At 57.4% G+C, this 19,966-nt stretch carries 15 protein-coding genes; 11 read left to right on the top strand and 4 right to left on the bottom strand.

The window, feature by feature from the left end:
* Positions 1 to 115: 115 nt before the first annotated feature.
* The 3 genes from BMS17_RS09865 (at position 116) to BMS17_RS09855 (ending at position 2,824) form a co-directional block, all read left to right on the top strand.
* Positions 116 to 898, top strand: a complete 783-nt coding sequence (locus tag BMS17_RS09865; protein WP_046026778.1) for a class II aldolase/adducin family protein — start codon at positions 116 to 118, stop codon at positions 896 to 898.
* Positions 898 to 1,800 (top strand): alpha/beta fold hydrolase, encoded by a 903-nt coding sequence (locus tag BMS17_RS09860; RefSeq protein WP_077430865.1) that lies wholly within the window; start codon positions 898 to 900, stop codon positions 1,798 to 1,800. The genes BMS17_RS09865 and BMS17_RS09860 overlap by 1 nt, the downstream gene beginning before the upstream one ends.
* A 112-nt stretch (positions 1,801 to 1,912) precedes the next feature.
* Positions 1,913 to 2,824, top strand: coding sequence for an SDR family oxidoreductase (locus tag BMS17_RS09855; protein WP_046026776.1), 912 nt, complete (start codon positions 1,913 to 1,915; stop codon positions 2,822 to 2,824).
* Positions 2,825 to 2,867: 43 nt separating this feature from the next.
* Here the strand turns inward: BMS17_RS09855 and BMS17_RS09850 are convergent, their stop codons facing one another.
* Complete coding sequence (locus BMS17_RS09850) at positions 2,868 to 3,128, bottom strand: immunity protein (protein ID WP_256577163.1); 261 nt, start codon at positions 3,126 to 3,128, stop codon at positions 2,868 to 2,870.
* A 196-nt stretch (positions 3,129 to 3,324) separates the two neighbouring features.
* Positions 3,325 to 4,380: a hypothetical protein gene (locus BMS17_RS09840; RefSeq protein ID WP_077430863.1), complete on the bottom strand. Its 1,056-nt coding sequence runs from the start codon at positions 4,378 to 4,380 to the stop codon at positions 3,325 to 3,327.
* A gap of 702 nt (positions 4,381 to 5,082) precedes the next feature.
* On the opposite strand from BMS17_RS09840, the gene BMS17_RS09830 reads away from it, so the two are divergent.
* The 4 genes from BMS17_RS09830 to BMS17_RS09815 all read left to right on the top strand — a co-directional run bounded on the left by BMS17_RS09830 (position 5,083) and on the right by BMS17_RS09815 (position 13,577).
* Positions 5,083 to 6,876, top strand: a complete 1,794-nt coding sequence (locus BMS17_RS09830) for a DUF1302 domain-containing protein (RefSeq protein ID WP_077430862.1) — start codon at positions 5,083 to 5,085, stop codon at positions 6,874 to 6,876.
* Between the two features lie 24 nt (positions 6,877 to 6,900).
* Positions 6,901 to 8,268 (top strand): DUF1329 domain-containing protein, encoded by a 1,368-nt coding sequence (locus BMS17_RS09825; protein WP_077430861.1) that lies wholly within the window; start codon positions 6,901 to 6,903, stop codon positions 8,266 to 8,268.
* A gap of 140 nt (positions 8,269 to 8,408) precedes the next feature.
* Positions 8,409 to 10,967: a LuxR C-terminal-related transcriptional regulator gene (locus BMS17_RS09820; RefSeq protein WP_077430860.1), complete on the top strand. Its 2,559-nt coding sequence runs from the start codon at positions 8,409 to 8,411 to the stop codon at positions 10,965 to 10,967.
* Between the two features lie 192 nt (positions 10,968 to 11,159).
* Positions 11,160 to 13,577, top strand: a complete 2,418-nt coding sequence (locus BMS17_RS09815; protein ID WP_046026771.1) for a dermonecrotic toxin domain-containing protein — start codon at positions 11,160 to 11,162, stop codon at positions 13,575 to 13,577.
* Between the two features lie 17 nt (positions 13,578 to 13,594).
* On the opposite strand, the gene BMS17_RS09810 is transcribed toward BMS17_RS09815, so the two are convergent.
* Positions 13,595 to 14,395, bottom strand: a complete 801-nt coding sequence (locus BMS17_RS09810) for an IclR family transcriptional regulator (protein ID WP_046026769.1) — start codon at positions 14,393 to 14,395, stop codon at positions 13,595 to 13,597.
* A gap of 164 nt (positions 14,396 to 14,559) precedes the next feature.
* Between BMS17_RS09810 and hmgA the strand changes: the two genes are divergently transcribed.
* The 3 genes from hmgA to maiA are packed head-to-tail and all read left to right on the top strand — an operon-like array spanning position 14,560 to position 17,820.
* The gene (hmgA, locus tag BMS17_RS09805; protein ID WP_077430859.1) at positions 14,560 to 15,864 is read left to right on the top strand and encodes a homogentisate 1,2-dioxygenase; all 1,305 of its coding nucleotides are present in this window, start codon (positions 14,560 to 14,562) and stop codon (positions 15,862 to 15,864) included.
* A 3-nt stretch (positions 15,865 to 15,867) separates the two neighbouring features.
* Positions 15,868 to 17,172, top strand: a complete 1,305-nt coding sequence (gene fahA, locus BMS17_RS09800; RefSeq protein ID WP_077430858.1) for a fumarylacetoacetase — start codon at positions 15,868 to 15,870, stop codon at positions 17,170 to 17,172.
* A gap of 12 nt (positions 17,173 to 17,184) precedes the next feature.
* Positions 17,185 to 17,820: a maleylacetoacetate isomerase gene (gene maiA, locus BMS17_RS09795; protein WP_046026766.1), complete on the top strand. Its 636-nt coding sequence runs from the start codon at positions 17,185 to 17,187 to the stop codon at positions 17,818 to 17,820.
* A gap of 112 nt (positions 17,821 to 17,932) precedes the next feature.
* Here the strand turns inward: maiA and BMS17_RS09790 are convergent, their stop codons facing one another.
* On the bottom strand, positions 17,933 to 18,736 hold the full coding sequence (locus BMS17_RS09790; protein WP_046026765.1) for a SirB1 family protein: 804 nt from the start codon (positions 18,734 to 18,736) through the stop codon (positions 17,933 to 17,935).
* Between the two features lie 183 nt (positions 18,737 to 18,919).
* Between BMS17_RS09790 and BMS17_RS09785 the strand changes: the two genes are divergently transcribed.
* Positions 18,920 to 19,939 (top strand): Glu/Leu/Phe/Val dehydrogenase dimerization domain-containing protein, encoded by a 1,020-nt coding sequence (locus BMS17_RS09785; RefSeq protein ID WP_046026764.1) that lies wholly within the window; start codon positions 18,920 to 18,922, stop codon positions 19,937 to 19,939.
* Positions 19,940 to 19,966: the final 27 nt, after the last annotated feature.

The raw sequence follows: 19,966 nt of genomic DNA, 5'->3' as shown, positions 1-19,966 counted from the left end.
TTGCGTCACTGACTCGCACGGCCATCAAGCTGGCTGCCAATGCAACTACACGAAGCCCGGGGGCTGACTAGACTGGTGTAACGACAGCACAACAATAAGAACAGGAGGTCTTGCCGTGAATGTTGCCCCCGTCCAGTCGCCCCACAGTGTCAGAGATAAGGTCAGCGCCGCCGAATGGCAAACCCGCGTCGATCTGGCCGCCTGTTATCGTTTGGTCGCCGCCCATGGCTGGGACGACCTGATCTTTACGCACATCTCGGCCAAGGTGCCGGGCACTGAAGACTTTCTGATCAACCCGTTTGGACTGATGTTCCATGAGATCACTGCATCAAGTCTGGTGAAGGTCGATCAAGCCGGCAACAAACTGATGGACAGTCCTTACGAGATCAATCCGGCCGGTTACACCATTCACAGCGCCGTGCATGAAGTTCGCCACGATGTGGTCTGCGTGCTGCACACCCACACGGCAGCCGGCGTGGCGGTGTCGGCGCAGAAGCAGGGCATTTTGCCGATCAGTCAGCAGTCCCTGTTTGTGCTGTCCAGCCTGGCTTATCACGCTTATGAAGGCGTTGCGCTGAACCATGAAGAGAAAGCGCGCCTGCAAGCCGACCTCGGTGAAAACAATTTCCTGATGCTGCACAACCACGGTCTGCTGACCTGTGGCAGCACCATCGCCGACACGTTCCTGATGATGTTTACCTTCCAGCGCGCCTGCGATATCCAGGTGCTGGCACAAAACGGCGGTGCCGAATTGATCGCCATCGAACCGCAGATTCTGGCGGGTGCCAAGGCGATGATTGCCGGTGTTACCAAAAGTGCTCAAGGGATGGGTGGCGCGCTGGCCTGGCCGGCGCTGCTACGCAAACTCGATCAACAAGACCCGGGTTATAAACTCTAATGCCACTCGCCGAGATCCCCCTGTGTGTCTGGCGCAAACGCGGCCAGACGTTCATCTTTCGTGGTCAGACTATCCGCTACTGGACGGCGGGGCAGGGTGAGCCGCTGTTGCTCATTCATGGCTTCCCGACCGCCAGTTGGGACTGGCATTACCTCTGGCAGCCACTGGCGCAGCGCTATCGGGTGATTGCGTGCGACATGCTCGGCTTTGGCGACTCGTCCAAACCGGTGGATCACGAATACAGCCTGCTCGAACAGGCCGACTTGCAGCAGGCATTGCTGGCGCATTTGAGCGTTACGCAGCCCGTGCATGTGTTGGCCCACGACTATGGCGACAGCGTGGCGCAGGAACTGTTGGCCCGGCATTACGAAACCGGCATTCACATTGCCAGTTGTGTGTTCCTCAATGGCGGCCTGTTTCCCGAAACCCATCGCCCGCTGCTGGCGCAAAAACTGTTGCTCAGCCCTTTGGGCTGGATGATTGGCCGCGCGTTCACGCGAGATGCGCTGGTGAAGAGTTTTCGGCAGATTTTCGGGCGGATGACCCGGCCAACTGAAAGTGAAATGGATGACTTCTGGAGCTTGGTCGAGAGCAATCACGGCCCGCGGATCATGCACAAGCTTATCGCCTATATTCCAGAGCGGCGTGTCCAGCGCGAGCGTTGGGTCGCGGCCATGCAACGCGGTGAAGTACCGCTGCGCGTCATTGATGGCGAGGCCGATCCGATTTCCGGCGCGCACATGGTCACACGCTATCGGGAGCTGATCCCCAATCCGGACACGGTCCTGCTGGCCGAGATTGGCCATTACCCGCAGACCGAGGCGCCGACGCAAGTGCTCAAGCATTACCTGGAGTTTCGCGATCGGCTGATTTTGCCGCCGCGCAGGGTCGCGTGGTCCTGATTATCCCCCTGCCTTATCGAGCACCATTCAGCCTCACCCCTGTTTATTGTGACCAGCAGCGCCGTGCCTGACACTCGGACTCATTGTCCCCTTGGCCTGCTGGAGTTTTCCAATGAATGAGTCTGTGCGCTTCGAAGATAAAGTCGTGATCGTTACCGGCGCTGGCGGCGGCTTGGGCCGGGCACACGCGCTGCTGTTTGCCAAACAGGGCGCCAAAGTGCTGGTCAACGATCTCGGCGGTTCGGCGCAAGGGGAAGGCGCCAATGCGTCGGCGGCAGACCGCGTGGTTGCCGAAATTCGCGAGGCGGGCGGTACCGCCGAAGCCAACCATGACTCCGTTACCGACGGCGACAAAATCGTCCAGCACGCGCTCGACGTTTTTGGCCGTATCGATGTGGTGGTCAACAATGCCGGGATCCTGCGCGACAAGACCTTCCACAAAATGGACGACGCCGACTGGGACCTGGTTTACCGCGTCCACGTCGAAGGCGCCTACAAAGTCACCCGCGCCGCCTGGCCGCACATGCGCGAGCAAAACTATGGCCGCGTGATCTTCACTGCGTCGACCTCGGGCATCTACGGCAACTTCGGCCAGTCCAACTACGGCATGGCCAAACTCGGCCTGTACGGCCTGACGCGAACTCTCGCCATCGAAGGTCGCAAGAACAACATCCTCGTCAACGCCATCGCGCCTACCGGCGGCACGCGCATGACCGAAGGCCTGATCCCGCCGCAAGTGTTCGAGCAACTCAAACCGGAATTGGTCAGCCCGCTGGTGGTGTATCTGGCCAGTGAAAACTGCAAGGAGACTTCCGGGTTGTTTGAAGTGGGTGGCGGCTGGATGGGCAAGGTGCGCTGGGAACGCAGCCTGGGTGCGGGTTTTGATCCGCGAGTGGGTTTCTCTCCGGAAGATGTGGCGGCGCAGTGGGAGCAGATTTGTGATTTCGAGGGCGCGGCGCATCCGAAGGACAATATTGAGGCGCTGAAGGAAATGATGGGGAATTTGCAGAAGTATTCGCTTTAATTCGTGGAGCCACCAAGCTCAGGCTTGGTGGCTGAATCGCTTGTTAAGAGTATTTATTTTCGGTCATAAATTTTGGGGTCTTCCAGTTAGGTCCCTTAACGGTTTTTCCATTTTTGTCGCTAATCAGTACGCCATTGCTGAAAAGCGAGTTGTAAGTGTTTACCAGTTCGCCGTTTAAAACTATCTCCTGACGGTGGCGACTATACATTCTGTCGACGTCTTGGGCAGATCTGAAAAGTGCGAAAAACGAAACTACATCTTCTACCGATTCGTTTTTGATGATTTGTTCGACAGTGTTCATCATTCGAAACTCCTCATGTCTTTTTCGTACTCTCTTTGGTCTTGTGCATTCATTGCTGCAATTGCTTCTTCGTTATACAAAAGTGACAGTTCGCTTCCTAGCTTGTAGTCCTCAAGAGTAGCCGTATGTGAATTGTTCCATATTTGAGACTCGTCGGAAGGGGATGCGCTGTCGCTATATCCGAATGCCCTGTAACGATCTAGTTCTCGTATCTCATGAGTGTAGTAGCGCAGATCCGTGTCAGTGACTTTCCAGCGAATCTCCAGGCTCTGCCTTTCTTTTGTATCTGCTCGATTCGTTGCTCCATTTCATCTTGTAGACGAGCCTGTTCGGCTGCGAAATGCTCTGCGGCAGCTTGTGCATTTGCTTGCGCCTCGGCCAACGCTGTTATAAATGTTGCGATTCGTGCATTTTCTTGAGCCTGGGCCTGCTCCTTAAGTTGCGCGGCGCGCGCCTTATCGGCAGCCTTTCTAGCTTGCTCGATAGCTAACTGTTCGGTTTCCGCCAGTGCTGCAAGCCGAGCCTGTTCGCGCAACCAGACTTGTTCTTGTTCCCGACGTGCTGCATCAGCTATTGCTTTCAGGCGTTGCTGTTCGGCTACGATCCTGGTGCTTTCGGCAGCTACTCGTTGGGCTTCTGCCGCCGCCGCTTGCGTTTGGTCATTAGCTTGTACTGCAGCCAGCCAATTAAGTACCTGCACGTGTTGCTGGTTCAGTATCTGAATGGATTGCGCGAGTAGCCTGGCCTCGTATGCAGCAGCGTATGAGGCCGCCCAGGTGTTCATTGCAATACCGCTGGGCATGACCCGTTGTTCCATGGTAGTTGCTTTTTGATAGAACTCAACCAAGTTTCGGCCTAACGGATCACCGCCATAAAACTGATTGGCGAGATTGGTTTTTTGATGGAGGTCAGTGGTCTTTCGATGCAGAAGAGTGTTACGAACACCTAGTTCACGAATGATCGCGTCTACTGGAGAAAGAGGTTGATTGGAGAACTCCAGTCTTGTGGTGGCGAGTTCATGTTCGATGGTTTGTGGTAGTTGATGAGCGCGGGTTTGATGTGCTTGTTCAATCGACTTTTTGGTGGTTTCTATTTTATCTGAGTTCGCAATTACAATATGTTGGGGGTTGTGATGGCCAAACGTGCCGCTGTGGGGAATGACTGATGAAGTAGCAGGGACGATGCGCATGTGTAAAGGGGCAATTGCAGTCGTGTGAACAGCTTCGGTCAACTCCCATGTTGGGGGTTTTTGCATATTCATATCCTTTTGAACGTGCTTGTTGAATGGGGGATTGATGGGGTGGTGAAAATATTCGGTTTGTACTGATTTCCGTTTGTCGGCTTACGGTCGACTTGTTTCAAGTTACAGCAAAACTTTGGTGCATGATTCTGATTGGGCTGTAAGTAAGTGTGTGTGAGATTGAGTGAAGTTTCGGCAGGCTAAAGCAAGCGAGTCGGAATACTTCTGTACAAGAAGAAATTTCCCATGTGGCTTTCGGATGTTTCTCGTAGAACAGGACGATCGGCTTTTCAACAGACATAAAAAAGGCCGCTGCAAACGCAGCGGCCAAATAAGACGTTGGATCAGGAGCTACAAAACAACGTCTGTGTACACAGGGCGATCAATCGATAAGCATCGATTCATCTGGATTCGTGCTTCAGCGGGTTGCCCCTGAAAGCCCGGCAAGAATAAGCCCCTGACCTAAAAGGAAAAATAGCGATTCGCGACATGCAGTGTTGCAGCCCCAGCAACAGTCCTGGATTTTCATGGCGGCTACGTGGTCGCATGCATCTGACTGATAACCCGCCATCCAGCCCATCCATACCCTGCGCAAACCCGCGTCCCTGCGGGCCATTCATCCTTTAGAGGTACATCCCGAATACCTCCTTGGTGCGCTTATCGCTCTCGGGTTGCGGCAGTAGGGTGGGGCCTTCTGTCACTCACCGGGGAAGACGCATGACAAAAACAACAATGCGCGCCATCTTCACGCCGCAAGCGCTGGCCGCTGCGGTGGCCTTGGGTTGCTGTGCCCAGGCGCAGGCTGTTTCATTCAACATTGGGGAGATCGAGGGGACGTTTGACTCCTCGCTGTCCATCGGCGCGAGTTGGGGCATGCGCGATGCCGACAAGTCTTTGGTCGGCACCGTGAACGGCGGGACCGGGCAGTCATCGACCGGTGATGACGGGCGGCTGAACTTCAGCAAGGGTGAAACCTTTTCCAAAATCTTCAAAGGGATTCACGACCTCGAACTGAAATACGGCGACACCGGTGTGTTCGTTCGAGGCAAGTACTGGTACGACTTCGAACTGGAAGATGAAGACCGTGACTTCAAGCCGATCAGCAACAAAGGTCGCAAGGAAGGCGCCAAGTCTTCCGGCGGGCAAATTCTCGACGCCTTCGTTTATCACAACTACAACATTGTCGACCGCCCAGGCAGCGTGCGCGCCGGCAAGCAAGTGGTCAGTTGGGGGGAAAGTACCTTCATCGGCAACTCGATCAACAGCATCAACCCGATCGACGTTTCTGCGTTTCGTCGTCCGGGCGCCGAGATCAAGGAAGGCCTGATCCCGGTAAACATGTTGTACGTTTCCCAAGGCCTGACGGATCAGCTCTCGGTCGAAGGTTTCTACCAACTGGAGTGGGACCAGACCGTTCTCGACAACTGCGGCACGTTCTTCGCGGTCGACGTGGCGGCCGATGGTTGCAACAACAATTACACCGTCGGCAATCCCGCGATTGCCCCGTTGGCACCGCTGGCCGCTGCGTTCGGCCAACCGATTCTGGTGACTCGCGAAGGTGTGGTCGTTCCCCGTGGCGGCGACCGCGATGCGCGGGATTCCGGGCAGTGGGGTACGGCATTGCGCTGGCTCGGTGATGACACCGAGTACGGCCTGTATTTCATGAACTACCACAGCCGCTCACCGACGGTGGGCACCGTCACCGCAGGCGCATCGACACTGGCCAGCCTGCCGGGCATGGTCGCCGCCGCCAACCGGCTGGCACCTGGCAGCGGCTCGGGGCTGGCGCAAAGTGTGATGCTGGGACACGGTCAGTATTACCTCGATTATCCGGAGGACATTCGTCTTTATGGCGCGAGTTTCTCCACCACGTTGTCCACCGGTACCGCGTGGAGTGGCGAGATCAGCTATCGCCCGAACGCGCCCGTACAGGTCAACACCAACGACCTGACACTGGCGATGCTCAACCCGATTGCCGGTGGTCTGGCATCGCCGATCGTCTCGACGCCCGGTGCCGACAACAAAGGCTACCGTCGCAAGGAAGTCACGCAAATCCAGAGCTCGCTGACGCAGTTCTTCGATCAGGTACTGGGGGCTCAGCGGCTCACCGTGGTCGGCGAAGCGGCGGTGGTTCATGTCGGTGGCCTGGAGGGACGCAGTCACTTGCGTTACGGCCGTGATTCGGTCTACGGGCAATACGGTTTTGGTGGCGAAACTGACGGGTTTGTCACTTCGACCTCCTGGGGCTACCGCGCGCGGGCAATCCTTGATTACGCCGACGTGTTCGCCGGGATCAACCTCAAACCCAACCTGTCCTGGTCGCACGATGTCGCCGGCTACGGCCCCAACGGGCTGTTCAACGAAGGCGCCAAGGCGGTCAGCGTCGGTGTCGATGCCGACTACCGCAACACCTATACCGCGAGCCTGAGCTACACCGACTTTTTTGGTGGTGACTTCAACGTCCTCGAAGACCGCGACTTCGTGGCGCTGAGCTTCGGCGTGAACTTCTGATCTGGCTGAGAAAGGATGATTTCAATGCGCAAGATGATTCTGCAATGTGGCGCCCTGGCCCTGAGCTTGCTGGCTGTCAACGTGATGGCGGCGGTGTCGCCGGAAGAAGCCAACAAACTGGGCACCAGCCTCACGCCGCTGGGTGCCGAGAAGGCCGGCAACGCTGACGGCTCTATTCCGGCCTGGACCGGCGGCATCCCGAAAAACGCCGGTGCGGTGGACAGCAAAGGTTTTCTGGCTGACCCGTTCGGCAACGAAAAACCACTGTTTGTAATCACCCCCGCAACGGTCGACAAGTACAAGGACAAGTTGTCGGAAGGCCAGGTGGCGATGTTCAAACGCTACCCGGAAACCTACAAGATTCCGGTCTACCCGACCCACCGCACTGTGGCCGTGCCGCCAGAGATCTACGAGTCAGCCAAGCGCAGTGCACTGAGCGTGAGCACCATCAATGACGGTAACGGGTTGGCGGGTTTCACCGGCAACCGTTACTACGCATTCCCGATTCCCAAGAATGGCGTCGAAGTGTTGTGGAACCACATCACCCGTTACCACGGCGGCAACCTCAAACGCATCATCACCCAGGTGACCCCGCAAACCAACGGCAGCTACACGCCGATCCGCTTCGAGGAAGAAATCGCCGTCCCGCAACTGATGAAGGACATGGACGCGGACAAAGCCGCCAACGTGCTGACTTTCTTCAAACAGTCGGTGACCGCACCGGCACGCCTGGCCGGTAACGTACTGTTGGTGCACGAAACCCTCGATCAGGTGAAAGAGCCGCGTCTGGCGTGGATCTACAACGCCGGCCAGCGCCGTGTGCGTCGTGCCCCGCAAGTGGCCTATGACGGCCCGGGCACCGCTGCTGATGGTCTGCGTACCTCCGACAACTACGACATGTTCTCCGGCGCACCCGATCGCTACGACTGGAAACTGGTCGGCAAGAAGGAGATGTACATCCCTTACAACAGCTACAAACTGGATTCGCCGAGCCTCAAGTACGACGACATCGTCAAGGCCGGCCACATTAACCAGGACCTGACCCGATATGAACTGCACCGCGTCTGGGAAGTGATCGGCACGGTCAAGCCGAGCGAGCGCCACATCTACGCCAAGCGCCACATGTACATCGACGAAGATAGCTGGCAAGTGGCGCTGGTGGATCACTACGACGGTCGCGGGCAACTGTGGCGAGTGGCGGAGGGTCACGCTCAGTATTACTACGATCACCAGGCCCAGGCCTACACGCTGGAAGCGCTCTACGACATCATTGCCGGCCGGTACATTGCACTGGGCATGAAGAACGAAGAGAAACACAGTTTTGAGTTTGCCTTTGAAGCCAAGGTTAACGACTTCACTCCCTCGGCGTTGCGTGCCGAAGGGGTTCGGTAACGGAGCTGATACCTTCGCAGGACAAAAGGCGACCGCTTGGTCGCCTTTTTTATGGGCGCCAATCAGCGTGCTGAATACTTCTCAACAAGCGGCTTGGACAGGTCTAGGGTTGGCGGACAATTATAAAAAGGCACGCCGCAATGACCGCCATGACTCCGTGTCTGGACCGTTCTGGATTTTTGCCCAGACTGTCCTCCCATCATCTGTCGCGTGAGCGTTTGACCGAGCCGCTGCTGGCCTCCACGGCGCGGGTGAAATTGCTCTGCGCACCAGCGGGCAGTGGCAAGACCGCACTGCTCGCCGAATGCCTGTTGCAGGCACCGCCGCAGTGTCGTGTGTGTTGGTTGCCGTTGTCTGGCGTGGCAATGAGCACCGCTGATTTTCGACAACGTCTGGCCGAGACGCTGGGGCTGGCCTCGTCAGGCGAAACTGAATTGCTGGGGCAACTGGCGCGATTGCAGACGCCGACCTGGCTGTTTCTCGACGACTATTGCCGCGTCCCGAACCCCGAACTGGACTTGTTGCTGGATCGCATGCTGGCGGTCAGCAGCCCGATGTTGACCTGGTGGATGGGCGCTCGTCGGCGCCCGCAATGCAACTGGCCGCGGTTGCTGCTCGATGACGAATTGTATGAATGTGAGCACTCGACGCTGGCCTTCAATCAAACCGAGATCGCCGCACTGTTGCGCCATCTGCCGCAGGCAGACGCCAACAACGCCGCCAGTAAAATCATCCAGCGCAGTGGCGGCTGGTGTGCGGGCGTACGGATTGCGCTGCTGCAAAAATGTGATTGGTCGCGCAACAACACACTTCAAGGGCAAACGGACACGTTGCTTGATTACCTGGAGCACGAGTTGTTCGCTGTGCTGACCCCGGAATTGGCGGAGGTCTGGCGGGTCCTGGCGCATTTGCCACGTTTCAATGCAAGCCTTTGCGATCACCTGTTTGGGGCCGGTGAAGGCTGCGCGTACCTGAAGGTGTTGCAGGAACTGGGCTGCTTTATCGAGCCTTGGCAGGACTCGGCAGACTGGCTGCAAATTTTCGCTCCGCTCACTCACACGATACGCAATGAGCAATGGCCGGCCGGTCGTTCCTGGCATCGACGTGCCTGCCAATGGTTCACGGCTGAACAGGACTGGAAAGCCGCCTTCGAGCAGGCCTTGCTGGCCGAAGAATTCGAAGTCGCGGTCAGCCTGCTGCAGCACTTCAGTTTCGAGCATCTATTCGAGGAGCAGACAGTGGTCCTGTTGCTGCGTTTGCATGAGCAGCACGGCGACGAACTGACGCTCGGCTCGCCGCAATTGGTCGGGTTGTTTACCGCCGCGTTGTTGTTTGCCGGCAGATTCGATCTGGCCGCCGAGTGCATCGAGCATCTATCGCGATTTGCCCCTCAACCGTCGGCCTGGCAACAGCGGCAACTGATTGCACGCTGGCAAGCACAACAAGGCTGGTTGATGCATTTGCAGGGCCTGATGAGCCGCTCTTGCGAGCACTTGCAAGAGGCCTTGGCCCACCTCGGCGCCGAGCTGTGGACCGTGCGCCTGATGTGTCTGTCGGGATTGACGCAACAAGCTCTGTTGAGGGGCGAACTCGATGTCGCTCAAGCCTTGAACCGCGAAGCGCTGTGCCTTGCGCGAGCACAAGGGTCACTGGTGTTTGAGGGGGTGCTGGAGCTCGATCATGCGCAACTGCTGGAGTTGCGTGGCGCTCCCCGGCGCGCCGCCAACCTGCTCGAGAACGTTCACGACCTGCTAGCGGAGCAGCGTATCGCCGAGCCATTGTTGGGGCGGATAGCCCTGCATCGTGGCCGCTTGATGTTGTGCCAGGGGCTTGATGCACAAGCTTTTGAATATTTTGAAAACGGTTTACAGATCTGTTTGCGTAACCATGACAAACGGGTGCTGTACGGCTATATCGGTTTGGCCCAGTTGGCGGCGAACCGGCGAGACTATGCCCAGGCGTTCGTTCATCTGCGCGAGGCTGAGCGCCTGATGCAGCAGCGGCAATGTCCGGATACCGTTTACCGGGGAGCTCTGTTGCAGGTCAGCAGCCATTTCTGGCTACAGCAGGGACGCGCTGATCTGGCCCATGAGGCGCTTACGCGGGTACTGCGCCACTACCGTGGCCCGCAGGCGCGGCAGGCACCTCCCTCGACGTTGATGCTGATTGCCAGAATCGACTATTTATTGCTGCTGGCAAAGGTCGATCTCGGCCAGGCCATTGACCCGCTCATTCATCTGGCACAAGCCATCGAACAATCGCAACGTTGCGCGTTGCCGGTACTGGAAATCGAACTGATGTTCGCCATTGCGCAAGTCGAGTGGTTGAACGCAGACACGGCAGCGGCTCAAGAGTCGTTACGCAAAGGGCAGGATCTGTCCGAGCGTCATGGACTGCGCCAGGCGCTGCACGAGTTGCAATTGCGCAAACCTGATCTTTTCCTGGCGTTGGAGGTTGCGAGAGACGGGCCGCAAGCTTTCACGCAAGTGGGTGAAGTAAACCCCCTTAGTCAGCGTGAAGTAGAGGTGCTCAAGTTAATTGCTCAAGGTAATTCGAATCAACAGATTGCCGAGCAATTGTTTATCTCGTTACATACTGTAAAGACTCATGCTAGGCGAATTCACGGAAAGTTGAATGTTGAGCGTAGAACTCAAGCAGTGGCGAAGGCTGAGAGGCTCGGATTGTTGGGCTGGAAGTAGATCTTTCGCTTGTTACAGTGTTGCGCAATCTATGTTGTCTTTATAGTTGTCTGTTTATTTATTGATTTAATTGGTTTTGTTTCTTACATAGGATGAAAGAACTTTTGGGTGTTTGGTTTTAACGCTTGAGGTTAGTTTTTATAGGTCGATGAATGGCGTGTTGTCATTGTCGTTACCAGTAAGGATGACCTGGTGAGCTTAATAAACAACCTGATAAGCCAAAGAGACGCGCGGCTGAAGATGTGGCAAGAAAGTTACCGTGACGAGTATGTTCAGCGGTTTCTGGTGCTTGAGGCAGCGTTGATCGAGAGTGAGAAACAACTTAACGAATTAATGGGGCCTCGGGTCTCGCTCAAGGCTTACGCCAATCAGCGTGTTCGTGCGTGGCTGGACAGCGCGACGGGAGTCAGCCAGGACCCTGACTCAATCGTGGTTACTACCTCGCATGCTTTTACAGTCGGCGGTCGCGAGATCATCCAGAAAGATCGAAGAACACTGACGGAACTCGCGATTTTCGGTGCGCACGAAAAAAAATTCCATGAGATGAGTTTTGAAGGTGGAAACACGACCGGGTTGATGCCGCTGCGGCTTGAAAGCTGGTTCGCTTCCGTGGATATGCGTTCCGAATACTGCCTGATGATGATCCAGGGAATGCCTGCCGAAATAAACCAAGCCATGCAGGAGCGTCTGGCTAGGCAAATCGAGTTCACGCTTTTTTGCGCGAGTGTCGAGATCAATTTGCATCGTCGGCACCAGGAATGGGTAACACGTTACCTTCAGGGCGACCCGAGTCTTTTTGTTCGTGGCGTTGTTCTCCCAGGTTCCGGCGCCCCGATGAAGGAAATGTTCGTTATCAGCGAACGAGCACACCCCGACGGACCGAGCCTCTTGTATGCACTCGACACGCCCGATGGACAGGTCTGGTACCCGTTCAATTCCCTGGTGGAAATGGGCGCTAAAGTGCGCAAGTGGGCAGAAAAATCGTCCGGTTTCATTGATGTGCATGTCGGTAGTCGTTATCGGGAAACGGCTCAACAGTTCTTTCGCGATCTGGTGCAGAACAAACGGCACTGGACAGATGACGCTGTAAGACTGGTCGAGTTGGATGCGCCTAAAGCAGGTCAACCACTCGTTGGAGTGGTCTCCGAATATATTCGCTGGGAGGCTTTTGAGGTAGCGGAACTGGCGCCACAAAATTATCGTAATGTAGAGCGCTCTCAGCGCGAACGGTTTGCACGACTCAATACGGAACTCAAGGCGCTCTACACGATTGAGGCGCGTGATCATGCGTTGATTTCTTATAATAAGTTTACCTATGACTTAATAAAGCATACCGCGGAGCAAGCATTAAGGCGTCGTGGAGAAAATGTGATAATCGATCCCGATTTGATCATGATTGAATTCAGTCCGACGGAGAAAGCGTCCCTCACTTCTATTATTGTCGCCGAGAAAGCTTTTTATGCGCATGAAAGTGAAAATCCGCTGCCGGACAGGTATCCAAGATTCACGTTGAATTCGGCACACCCGCCGGTCAAGACTCTTAATATTCTGGAGCTGGCCAGTTGGTCGCGGTCGTTGCGACCGGGTGAAAAATACATTGATATGCTGAAGTTGGTTTATTTGAGCCCGGCCGATAAATCCTATGCATTTCGACGCGGTGTCCACTATCAGCGCCAGATTGCAGAGATGCAGCGGGCCATATTGTCCGAATACTTCCAGGGGCGAATGAACTACGAGGTACGTTCTCATTTGCTGAATATTGTGCATAGTCTGACTTTTGCCAATCCGCAGATTCCAAATCCAATAGGCGACTATCCCGTCATGCAAGACAGCGTGTACCAGTTGCATCTGGGGCGTCGCCGTCCCGTAGAAGGGGTCTATGTTTTTCGACGCATGAGCGGAGGTAAAAACGAGGATTGGTTGTACACCCCGCAAGCCCCGGATGGCTTATGGTTTCGTCCGCTGAGGAACTTCGATGCATCGGTTCGTTTCAACGGATTACGCGAGTACTACACTCGGCGAGTTCACTACACCGATCAACGTGCCGTCAGCAATTACTTCGACGAACTGGAGGCATCGACGCGCAGTGTGAACCCACCTGAACTGCAAGTGGGTAGTCGTGTTCGCGACTTTTCCAGGTCCTACGATCAAATGATCCTGCGCGTCATCAGTGATGTGGATGCGCAGACCACCAGTCTGGCTGAGATCATTACAGGTTTGACGTACAACGCCGTGATTCTGGCGGCTCAAATTGTCAGCCTGGTTATTCCGCCGCTGGGCCTGGTGGTCAGCGCCATACAGATCACCAAGAATATTCTGGACGGAGCCCAGGCTTATCACGATGGCGATGACCGCAAAGCCATTGGCCATTTCAAGGATGCCCTGATTGATCTGGCCACATTGGGTTATGGCAAATACAAAGAACTGGGCAGGCAGGCGATTACAACCACGCAGAAAACGCTGATCGATTTTGCCAAGGACGCAAAAAAACTGGCCGATTTGGTTTCTGAGGCAACGGGTCAGAAAGTCCCCCACGAAATATTTCTGGAAATCGTTCAGGACGTGTTGAGCGAACGTGGAGAGGAAGCCAGTCAAACGCTCGTGCGTTAATGCATTAGCCCGTTGAGTCAGGGAGTCGTTGCTTGACTGCCTGGCTCATACCCCATCCGCCAACTCACGGCCCGCGTCGCCGCCAGCAATCGCTGCGCCGCCGGGCCGTTTTCGTCTGCGTGGAACAACGACGTCGGGCCGACAATGGTCATGACGGCTGCAACATTCCCGACGGCATTGAATACCGGCGCTGACAACGCATCGACACCGGGCATCAGCAACCCGTGCACATGATGCAGACCGCGCTCGCGGATCTGTTCGCACAATGCCGTGTAGGCCTGATCGTCCGCCAGCGTATGAACGTTGGCGGTTTGCAGTTCCTGCTCGCGCAAGTCGACGGTTTCACGCTTTGGCAGAAACGCGCCGAACACCAAACCGGTGGATGAACTGAGCAATGGCAACACCGAACCCAACTGCGTCACCACCGTCACCGCGCGCACCGCCGGTTCGATGTGAACCACGGTCGCACCCTGATTGCCCCACACCGCCAAAAAGCAGGTTTCGTTCAGTTCATCGCGCAGTTCGGCCAACGGCAGGGCAGCGACTTTCAGCACATCCATACTGTTGAGTGCGGCAAGACCGACGCGCAAGGCTTCACGCCCGAGGCCGTAGTGGTTGGTGGCGGTGTTCTGCTCGGCAAAGCCGCTGGCGATCAGCGCCTGCAGATAGCGATGGACCTTGCTCGCCGGCATCTGCACGTGTTCGGCCAGGCGCGACAGCGAGGTCGATGGCGACAACTGTGCCAAGGCCTTGAGGATGTCGGTGCCGACCTCGGCCGAGCGGACTTTCTGCTTGTCGTTGTTGCGCGGCGTTTCCATGGAGGCGGTCTGATCCCGGGACGAATGGGCGTCTTTATAGCTTGACGGTCAATACCAATCAAATTACGTTATGCGTAATCAAATTACGATAAAAATAACCCAGGCGTGCCGAACCTCTGCAACAGAGCGACAGGCCACTGCCTACTCCCTGTTCAGGAGGCTCCATGAACCCTGATTCAACCGCGCCAGCGCTGGCTTACCAGTCAGGCTTCGGCAACGAGTTCAGCAGTGAAGCGTTGCCCGGCGCACTGCCCGTCGGCCAGAATTCCCCGCAAAAAGCCCCCTATGGCCTCTACACCGAATTGTTCTCCGGCACCGCGTTTACCATGGCTCGCAGTGAAGCGCGGCGCACATGGATGTACCGCATTCAGCCATCGGCCAATCACCCGGCGTTCGTCAAACTGGATCGGCAACTGGCCGGCGGCCCATTGGGTGAAGTGACGCCCAACCGCCTGCGCTGGAACCCGTTGGACATCCCCACCGAGCCGACCGATTTCATCGATGGGCTGGTGAGCATGGCCGCCAACTCGGGCGCGGAAAAACCGACCGGGATCAGCATCCTTAGCTACCGCGCCAACCGCTCCATGGAGCGCGTTTTCTTCAACGCTGACGGCGAACTGCTGCTGGTGCCGGAGCAGGGGCGCTTGCGAATTGCTACCGAGCTCGGCGTGCTGGATCTGGAACCACTGGAAATCGCCGTATTGCCACGTGGGCTGAAATTTCGCGTCGAACTGCTCGACCCGCAAGCGCGCGGTTACATCGCCGAGAACCACGGCGCGCCGTTGCGTCTGCCGGACCTGGGGCCGATCGGCAGCAATGGCCTGGCCAACCCGCGGGACTTCCTGACGCCGGTTGCGCATTACGAAAATCTCAAGCAGCCGACCACGCTGGTGCAGAAATTCCTCGGTCAATTGTGGGGCTGCGAGCTGGATCATTCACCGCTCAACGTCGTCGCCTGGCATGGCAATAACGTGCCATACAAATATGACCTGCGCCGTTTCAATACCATCGGCACGGTCAGTTTCGATCACCCGGACCCTTCGATTTTCACCGTCCTGACGTCGCCGACCAGCGTGCATGGCCTGGCCAACCTGGACTTCGTGATCTTCCCGCCACGCTGGATGGTCGCCGAGAAAACCTTCCGTCCACCGTGGTTCCACCGCAATCTGATGAACGAGTTCATGGGGCTGATCAAAGGCGAATACGATGCCAAGGCCGAAGGCTTTGTGCCCGGCGGTGCGTCCTTGCACAGCTGCATGAGTGCACACGGTCCCGACGGTGAAACCTGCACCAAGGCGATCAATGCGGAACTGGCGCCAGCGAAAATCGACAACACCATGGCCTTCATGTTCGAGACCAGCCAGGTATTGCGCCCGAGCCGTTTCGCCCTGGATTGCCCGCAACTGCAAACAAACTACGATGCCTGCTGGGCCACGCTGCCTGCCACTTTCGACCCGACCCGGAGATAACCCATGACTCAGACTTCCATCACTCGTAGCTGGGTTGCCTCCGCCAACGGCCACACCGATTTCCCGCTGCAAAACCTGCCGTTGGGTGTGTTCAGCGTGAACGGTTCAGCCCCGCGCAGCGGTGTGGCGATCGGCGAGCATATTTTTGATCTGGAGGCGGCGCTGGAGGCCGGGCTGTTCGATGGTGCTGCGAAAGCGGCCGTCGAAGCGACCCGTGGCGGTCAACTGAATGCGTTTTTCGAACTGGGTCGCGACGCTCGCGTTACCTTGCGCCAACGTCTGCTGGAACTGTTCACCGAAGGCAGCACCCTGCACGGAAAAATCGAAGCCCAAGGCGCAAAACTGCTGCCCTTGGCGGCGAATTGCGAGATGCACCTGCCAGCTAAAATCAACGATTACACCGACTTCTACGTCGGTATCGAGCACGCGCAAAACGTCGGCAAACTGTTCCGCCCCGATAACCCGCTGCTGCCGAACTACAAGTACGTCCCCATCGGTTATCACGGCCGCGCTTCGACCATTCGTCCGTCCGGTACTGACGTTCGCCGTCCGAAAGGCCAGACCTTGCCGGCCGGTCAGACCGAGCCGACATTTGGTCCGTGCGCGCGTCTGGACTACGAACTGGAACTGGGCATCTGGATTGGCCAAGGCAACGAGATGGGCGACTCGATCGCCATCGGTGATGCCGCTGATCACATCGCCGGTTTCTGCTTGCTCAACGATTGGTCGGCGCGTGACATTCAAGCGTGGGAATACCAGCCGTTGGGGCCGTTCCTGTCGAAAAGCTTTATCACCAGCATTTCACCGTGGGTGGTGACGGCCGAAGCGCTGGAGCCGTTCCGTCGTCCGCAAGCTGCGCGCCCTGAAGGCGATCCGCAGCCGCTGCCGTACCTGTTCGACAAGCGCGATCAAGCCGTTGGCGGTTTCGACATCGAACTCGAAGTGCTACTGCTCACCGAAGGCCTGCGCGAGCAGAAGTTGCCGGCCCATCGCCTGACGCTCAGCAACACCCAACACATGTACTGGACCGTGGCGCAAATGGTCGCGCACCACAGCGTCAATGGTTGCCAGTTGCAGGCCGGTGACCTGTTCGGCTCGGGCACCTTGTCCGGTCCCGAAAGCGGTCAGTTCGGCAGCCTGCTGGAAATCACCGAGGGCGGTAAAAAGCCGATCGAACTGGCGTCGGGCGAGGTGCGTAAATTCCTGGAAGACGGCGACGAAATCATCCTGCGTGCCCGTTGCAGCCGTGAAGGTTTTGCCTCTATCGGTTTCGGCGAATGCCGCGGCAAAGTGCTGTCGGCGCGCTAAGAGGATCGGGTCATGGAACTCTATACCTACTACCGTTCGACCTCGTCTTTTCGGGTGCGAATCGCATTGGCGCTCAAGGGCCTGGACTACCAGGCGCTGCCGATCAACCTGATTGCACCGCAAGGTGGCGAACATCGGCAGCCGCCTTACCTGGGCATCAACCCGCAGGGGCGGGTGCCGGCTCTGCGCACGGACGAAGGCGATCTGTTGATTCAGTCGCCAGCGATCATCGAGTACCTGGAAGAACGTTATCCACAGGTGCCGCTGCTGTCCAAAGACCTTGCCGCCCGCGCCCATGAGCGCGGTGTGGCGGCGGTGATTGGTTGCGACGTGCATCCATTGCATAACGTCAGCGTGCTCAACAAGCTGCGCCAATTGGGTCATGACGAGCCGCAAGTGGTGGAGTGGATCGGGCACTGGATCAGCCAGGGGCTGGCGACGGTGGAGCAGTTGATCGGTGAGAAGGGTTATTGCTTTGGCGACGAACCGGGATTGGCGGATGTCTATCTGATCCCCCAGCTGTACGCGGCCGAGCGATTCAATATTTCCCTCGAAGCGTATCCACGAATTCGCCGAGTAGCGGCACTGGCAGCCACCCATCCAGCGTTCATCAAGGCCCACCCGGCCAACCAGCCTGATACCCCATAAAGCTTCACCCCATAAAAATGTGGGAGCGGGCTTGCTCGCGAAGGCGTCGTGTCAGTCGACATCTACTTGGCTGACACACCGCTTTCGCGAGCAAGCCCGTTCCCACAGGGGTTCAGTGGACTATCGAGTTGGGTGGCAAATGCCCCAGCCGTTCCGTCAGGCGAATTCGCTGGATCGGGTCGTCGCTGAGCAACAGCGCATGCTCCAGATCAAATCGCTCGGCATTCGGACAGTCCAGCCGTTGATAGAGGCTGGCCCTGGCCAGGTAGTCGGCGGCGTTGGCGTTGCCCAGTTCCAGTACGCGTTCGGCGTCGATCAGGGCACCGATGTAGTCATCGTGGGACAGGTGCAGCTGACGCAGGTTTCGCGACAGGCGCTGCATCATCTGCACCGGGTCAGCCGTCAGTAAATGGTCAGCGCTGAGTTTCATGTTCGGGCCGTACTGACGATGCAGCAGTTCACGGCAGTCGTTGGGGTATAACCGGCGCCCGCCACAAGGGTCGAGCAGATGATCTGCACCGGGAACCCGCAACAGGAAGTGCCCGGGGAAGTTGACGCCCACCAGCGGGATTTCCAGTCGTTTGGCCAACTCCAGTGCAATCAGCCCAAGGGACAGCGGCTGGCCACGTCGCAGCTCCAGCACTTTATTGAGCAAGGCGACTTGAGGGCGTAACGGAGTGAAGTCGTCCTGGGCGAACCCCAGGTCATTCATCCGTCGCAACAACGGCTGGGCCAGTTCGGCGACCGGCAACATCGGCAAACCCTGGCTGACCTGCTGTGTCAGGTCGTTGAGGTCGGCCAGCACTGCCTCGGGGGCCAGCCCGGCATCGTGCTCGACCGCCATCCACAGCCCTGCCTCGAACAGCGCGGGCGGTGAACGTTGCAGGCAATCGAAGAAGCATTGTCGGGGCGTCATCAAAATCTCCGGCGGATGCCTCGTTTTAGCCCCGTCTCCGGCATTCGTCCAGTGCTGCACACATGCGGTTTCAGGTTATGTCCGAAAGCCTGCAAAGTAGCGCTGCTTATTCCGGTGCGCTTCTGCAATTTTTGGGCGCAAGCCTATACTGGCGACTACAAGAAGTGATTCGGGAGCCCCACGATGTTCGCTCTCATGCAAAGCACTCGCCTTGAATCGCTGCATCTGAGCGTCGACCCGGTCACCGGGTTGAAGGCGGTGATTGCCATTCATAACAGCCGGCTGGGACCTGCCCTGGGCGGTTGTCGTTACCTTGCCTACCCCAGCGACGAATCGGCGGTCGAGGATGCCATACGCCTGGCACAAGGCATGAGTTACAAAGCTGCGCTGGCCGGTCTGGCCCAGGGCGGCGGCGTGGCGGTGATTGTTCGCCCGGCCCATGTGGAAAATCGCGGTGCATTGTTCGAAGCTTTCGGGCGCTGCATCGACCAGCTCGACGGCCGCTATATCACGGCTATCGACAGTGGCACTTCAGTCGCCGACATGGATTGCATCGCCCAGCAAACCCAACACGTCACCAGCACTACGTCAGCGGGCGACCCTGCACCGCATGCCGCCATGGGCGTGTTCACCGGCATTCGAGCGACCGCGATGGCCCGTCTGGGCAGCGATAATCTGGAGGGCCTGCGTGTGGCCATCCAAGGGTTGGGCAATGTCGGTTATGCGCTCGCTGAACAACTGCATGCGGCAGGCGCTGAACTGCTGGTCAGCGATATCGATCACGGTAAGGTGCAACTGGCGATGGAACAATTGGGCGCGCACCCGATTGCCAACGACGCACTGCTCAGCACACCGTGTGACATCCTCGCGCCGTGTGGCCTGGGCGGCGTGCTCAACAGCCACTCCGTGACACAACTGCGCTGCTCGGCGGTGGCCGGCTCTGCCAACAATCAACTGACGCACCTGGAAGTCGCCGATCAACTGGAGCGACGCGGCATCCTGTATGCGCCGGACTACGTGATCAATTCGGGCGGGCTGATCTACGTTTCGCTCAAGCACCGTGGCGAAGAGCTGACGACCATCACCGCGCACCTGTCGAAAATTGCTTCACGGCTGACCGAAGTCTTCGCCCATGCCCAGGCGGAAAAACGCTCGCCTGCGCGAGTGGCGGACGAACTGGCGGAGAAAGTGTTGTACCGCTGAATTCTGCTATTGCCCAAGACATGAAAA

Source organism: Pseudomonas sp. C9, assembly GCF_002000165.1.
GTDB lineage: Bacteria > Pseudomonadota > Gammaproteobacteria > Pseudomonadales > Pseudomonadaceae > Aquipseudomonas.
Note: the sequence above shows the minus strand (reverse complement) of the source record. Positions and strands in the feature narration are given on the sequence as shown.

Excerpts from the sequence above, each read along its gene's own strand:
- BMS17_RS09860 (WP_077430865.1), top strand. The coding sequence starts at position 898 with ATGCCACTCGCCGAGATCCCCCTGTGTGTCTGGCGCAAACGCGGCCAG.
- BMS17_RS09855 (WP_046026776.1), top strand. The coding sequence starts at position 1,913 with ATGAATGAGTCTGTGCGCTTCGAAGATAAAGTCGTGATCGTTACCGGC.
- BMS17_RS09850 (WP_256577163.1), bottom strand. The coding sequence starts at position 3,128 with ATGATGAACACTGTCGAACAAATCATCAAAAACGAATCGGTAGAAGAT.
- BMS17_RS09840 (WP_077430863.1), bottom strand. The coding sequence starts at position 4,380 with ATGCAAAAACCCCCAACATGGGAGTTGACCGAAGCTGTTCACACGACT.
- BMS17_RS09830 (WP_077430862.1), top strand. The coding sequence starts at position 5,083 with ATGACAAAAACAACAATGCGCGCCATCTTCACGCCGCAAGCGCTGGCC.
- BMS17_RS09825 (WP_077430861.1), top strand. The coding sequence starts at position 6,901 with ATGCGCAAGATGATTCTGCAATGTGGCGCCCTGGCCCTGAGCTTGCTG.
- BMS17_RS09820 (WP_077430860.1), top strand. The coding sequence starts at position 8,409 with ATGACCGCCATGACTCCGTGTCTGGACCGTTCTGGATTTTTGCCCAGA.
- BMS17_RS09810 (WP_046026769.1), bottom strand. The coding sequence starts at position 14,395 with ATGGAAACGCCGCGCAACAACGACAAGCAGAAAGTCCGCTCGGCCGAG.
- hmgA (WP_077430859.1), top strand. The coding sequence starts at position 14,560 with ATGAACCCTGATTCAACCGCGCCAGCGCTGGCTTACCAGTCAGGCTTC.
- fahA (WP_077430858.1), top strand. The coding sequence starts at position 15,868 with ATGACTCAGACTTCCATCACTCGTAGCTGGGTTGCCTCCGCCAACGGC.
- maiA (WP_046026766.1), top strand. The coding sequence starts at position 17,185 with ATGGAACTCTATACCTACTACCGTTCGACCTCGTCTTTTCGGGTGCGA.
- BMS17_RS09790 (WP_046026765.1), bottom strand. The coding sequence starts at position 18,736 with ATGACGCCCCGACAATGCTTCTTCGATTGCCTGCAACGTTCACCGCCC.
- BMS17_RS09785 (WP_046026764.1), top strand. The coding sequence starts at position 18,920 with ATGTTCGCTCTCATGCAAAGCACTCGCCTTGAATCGCTGCATCTGAGC.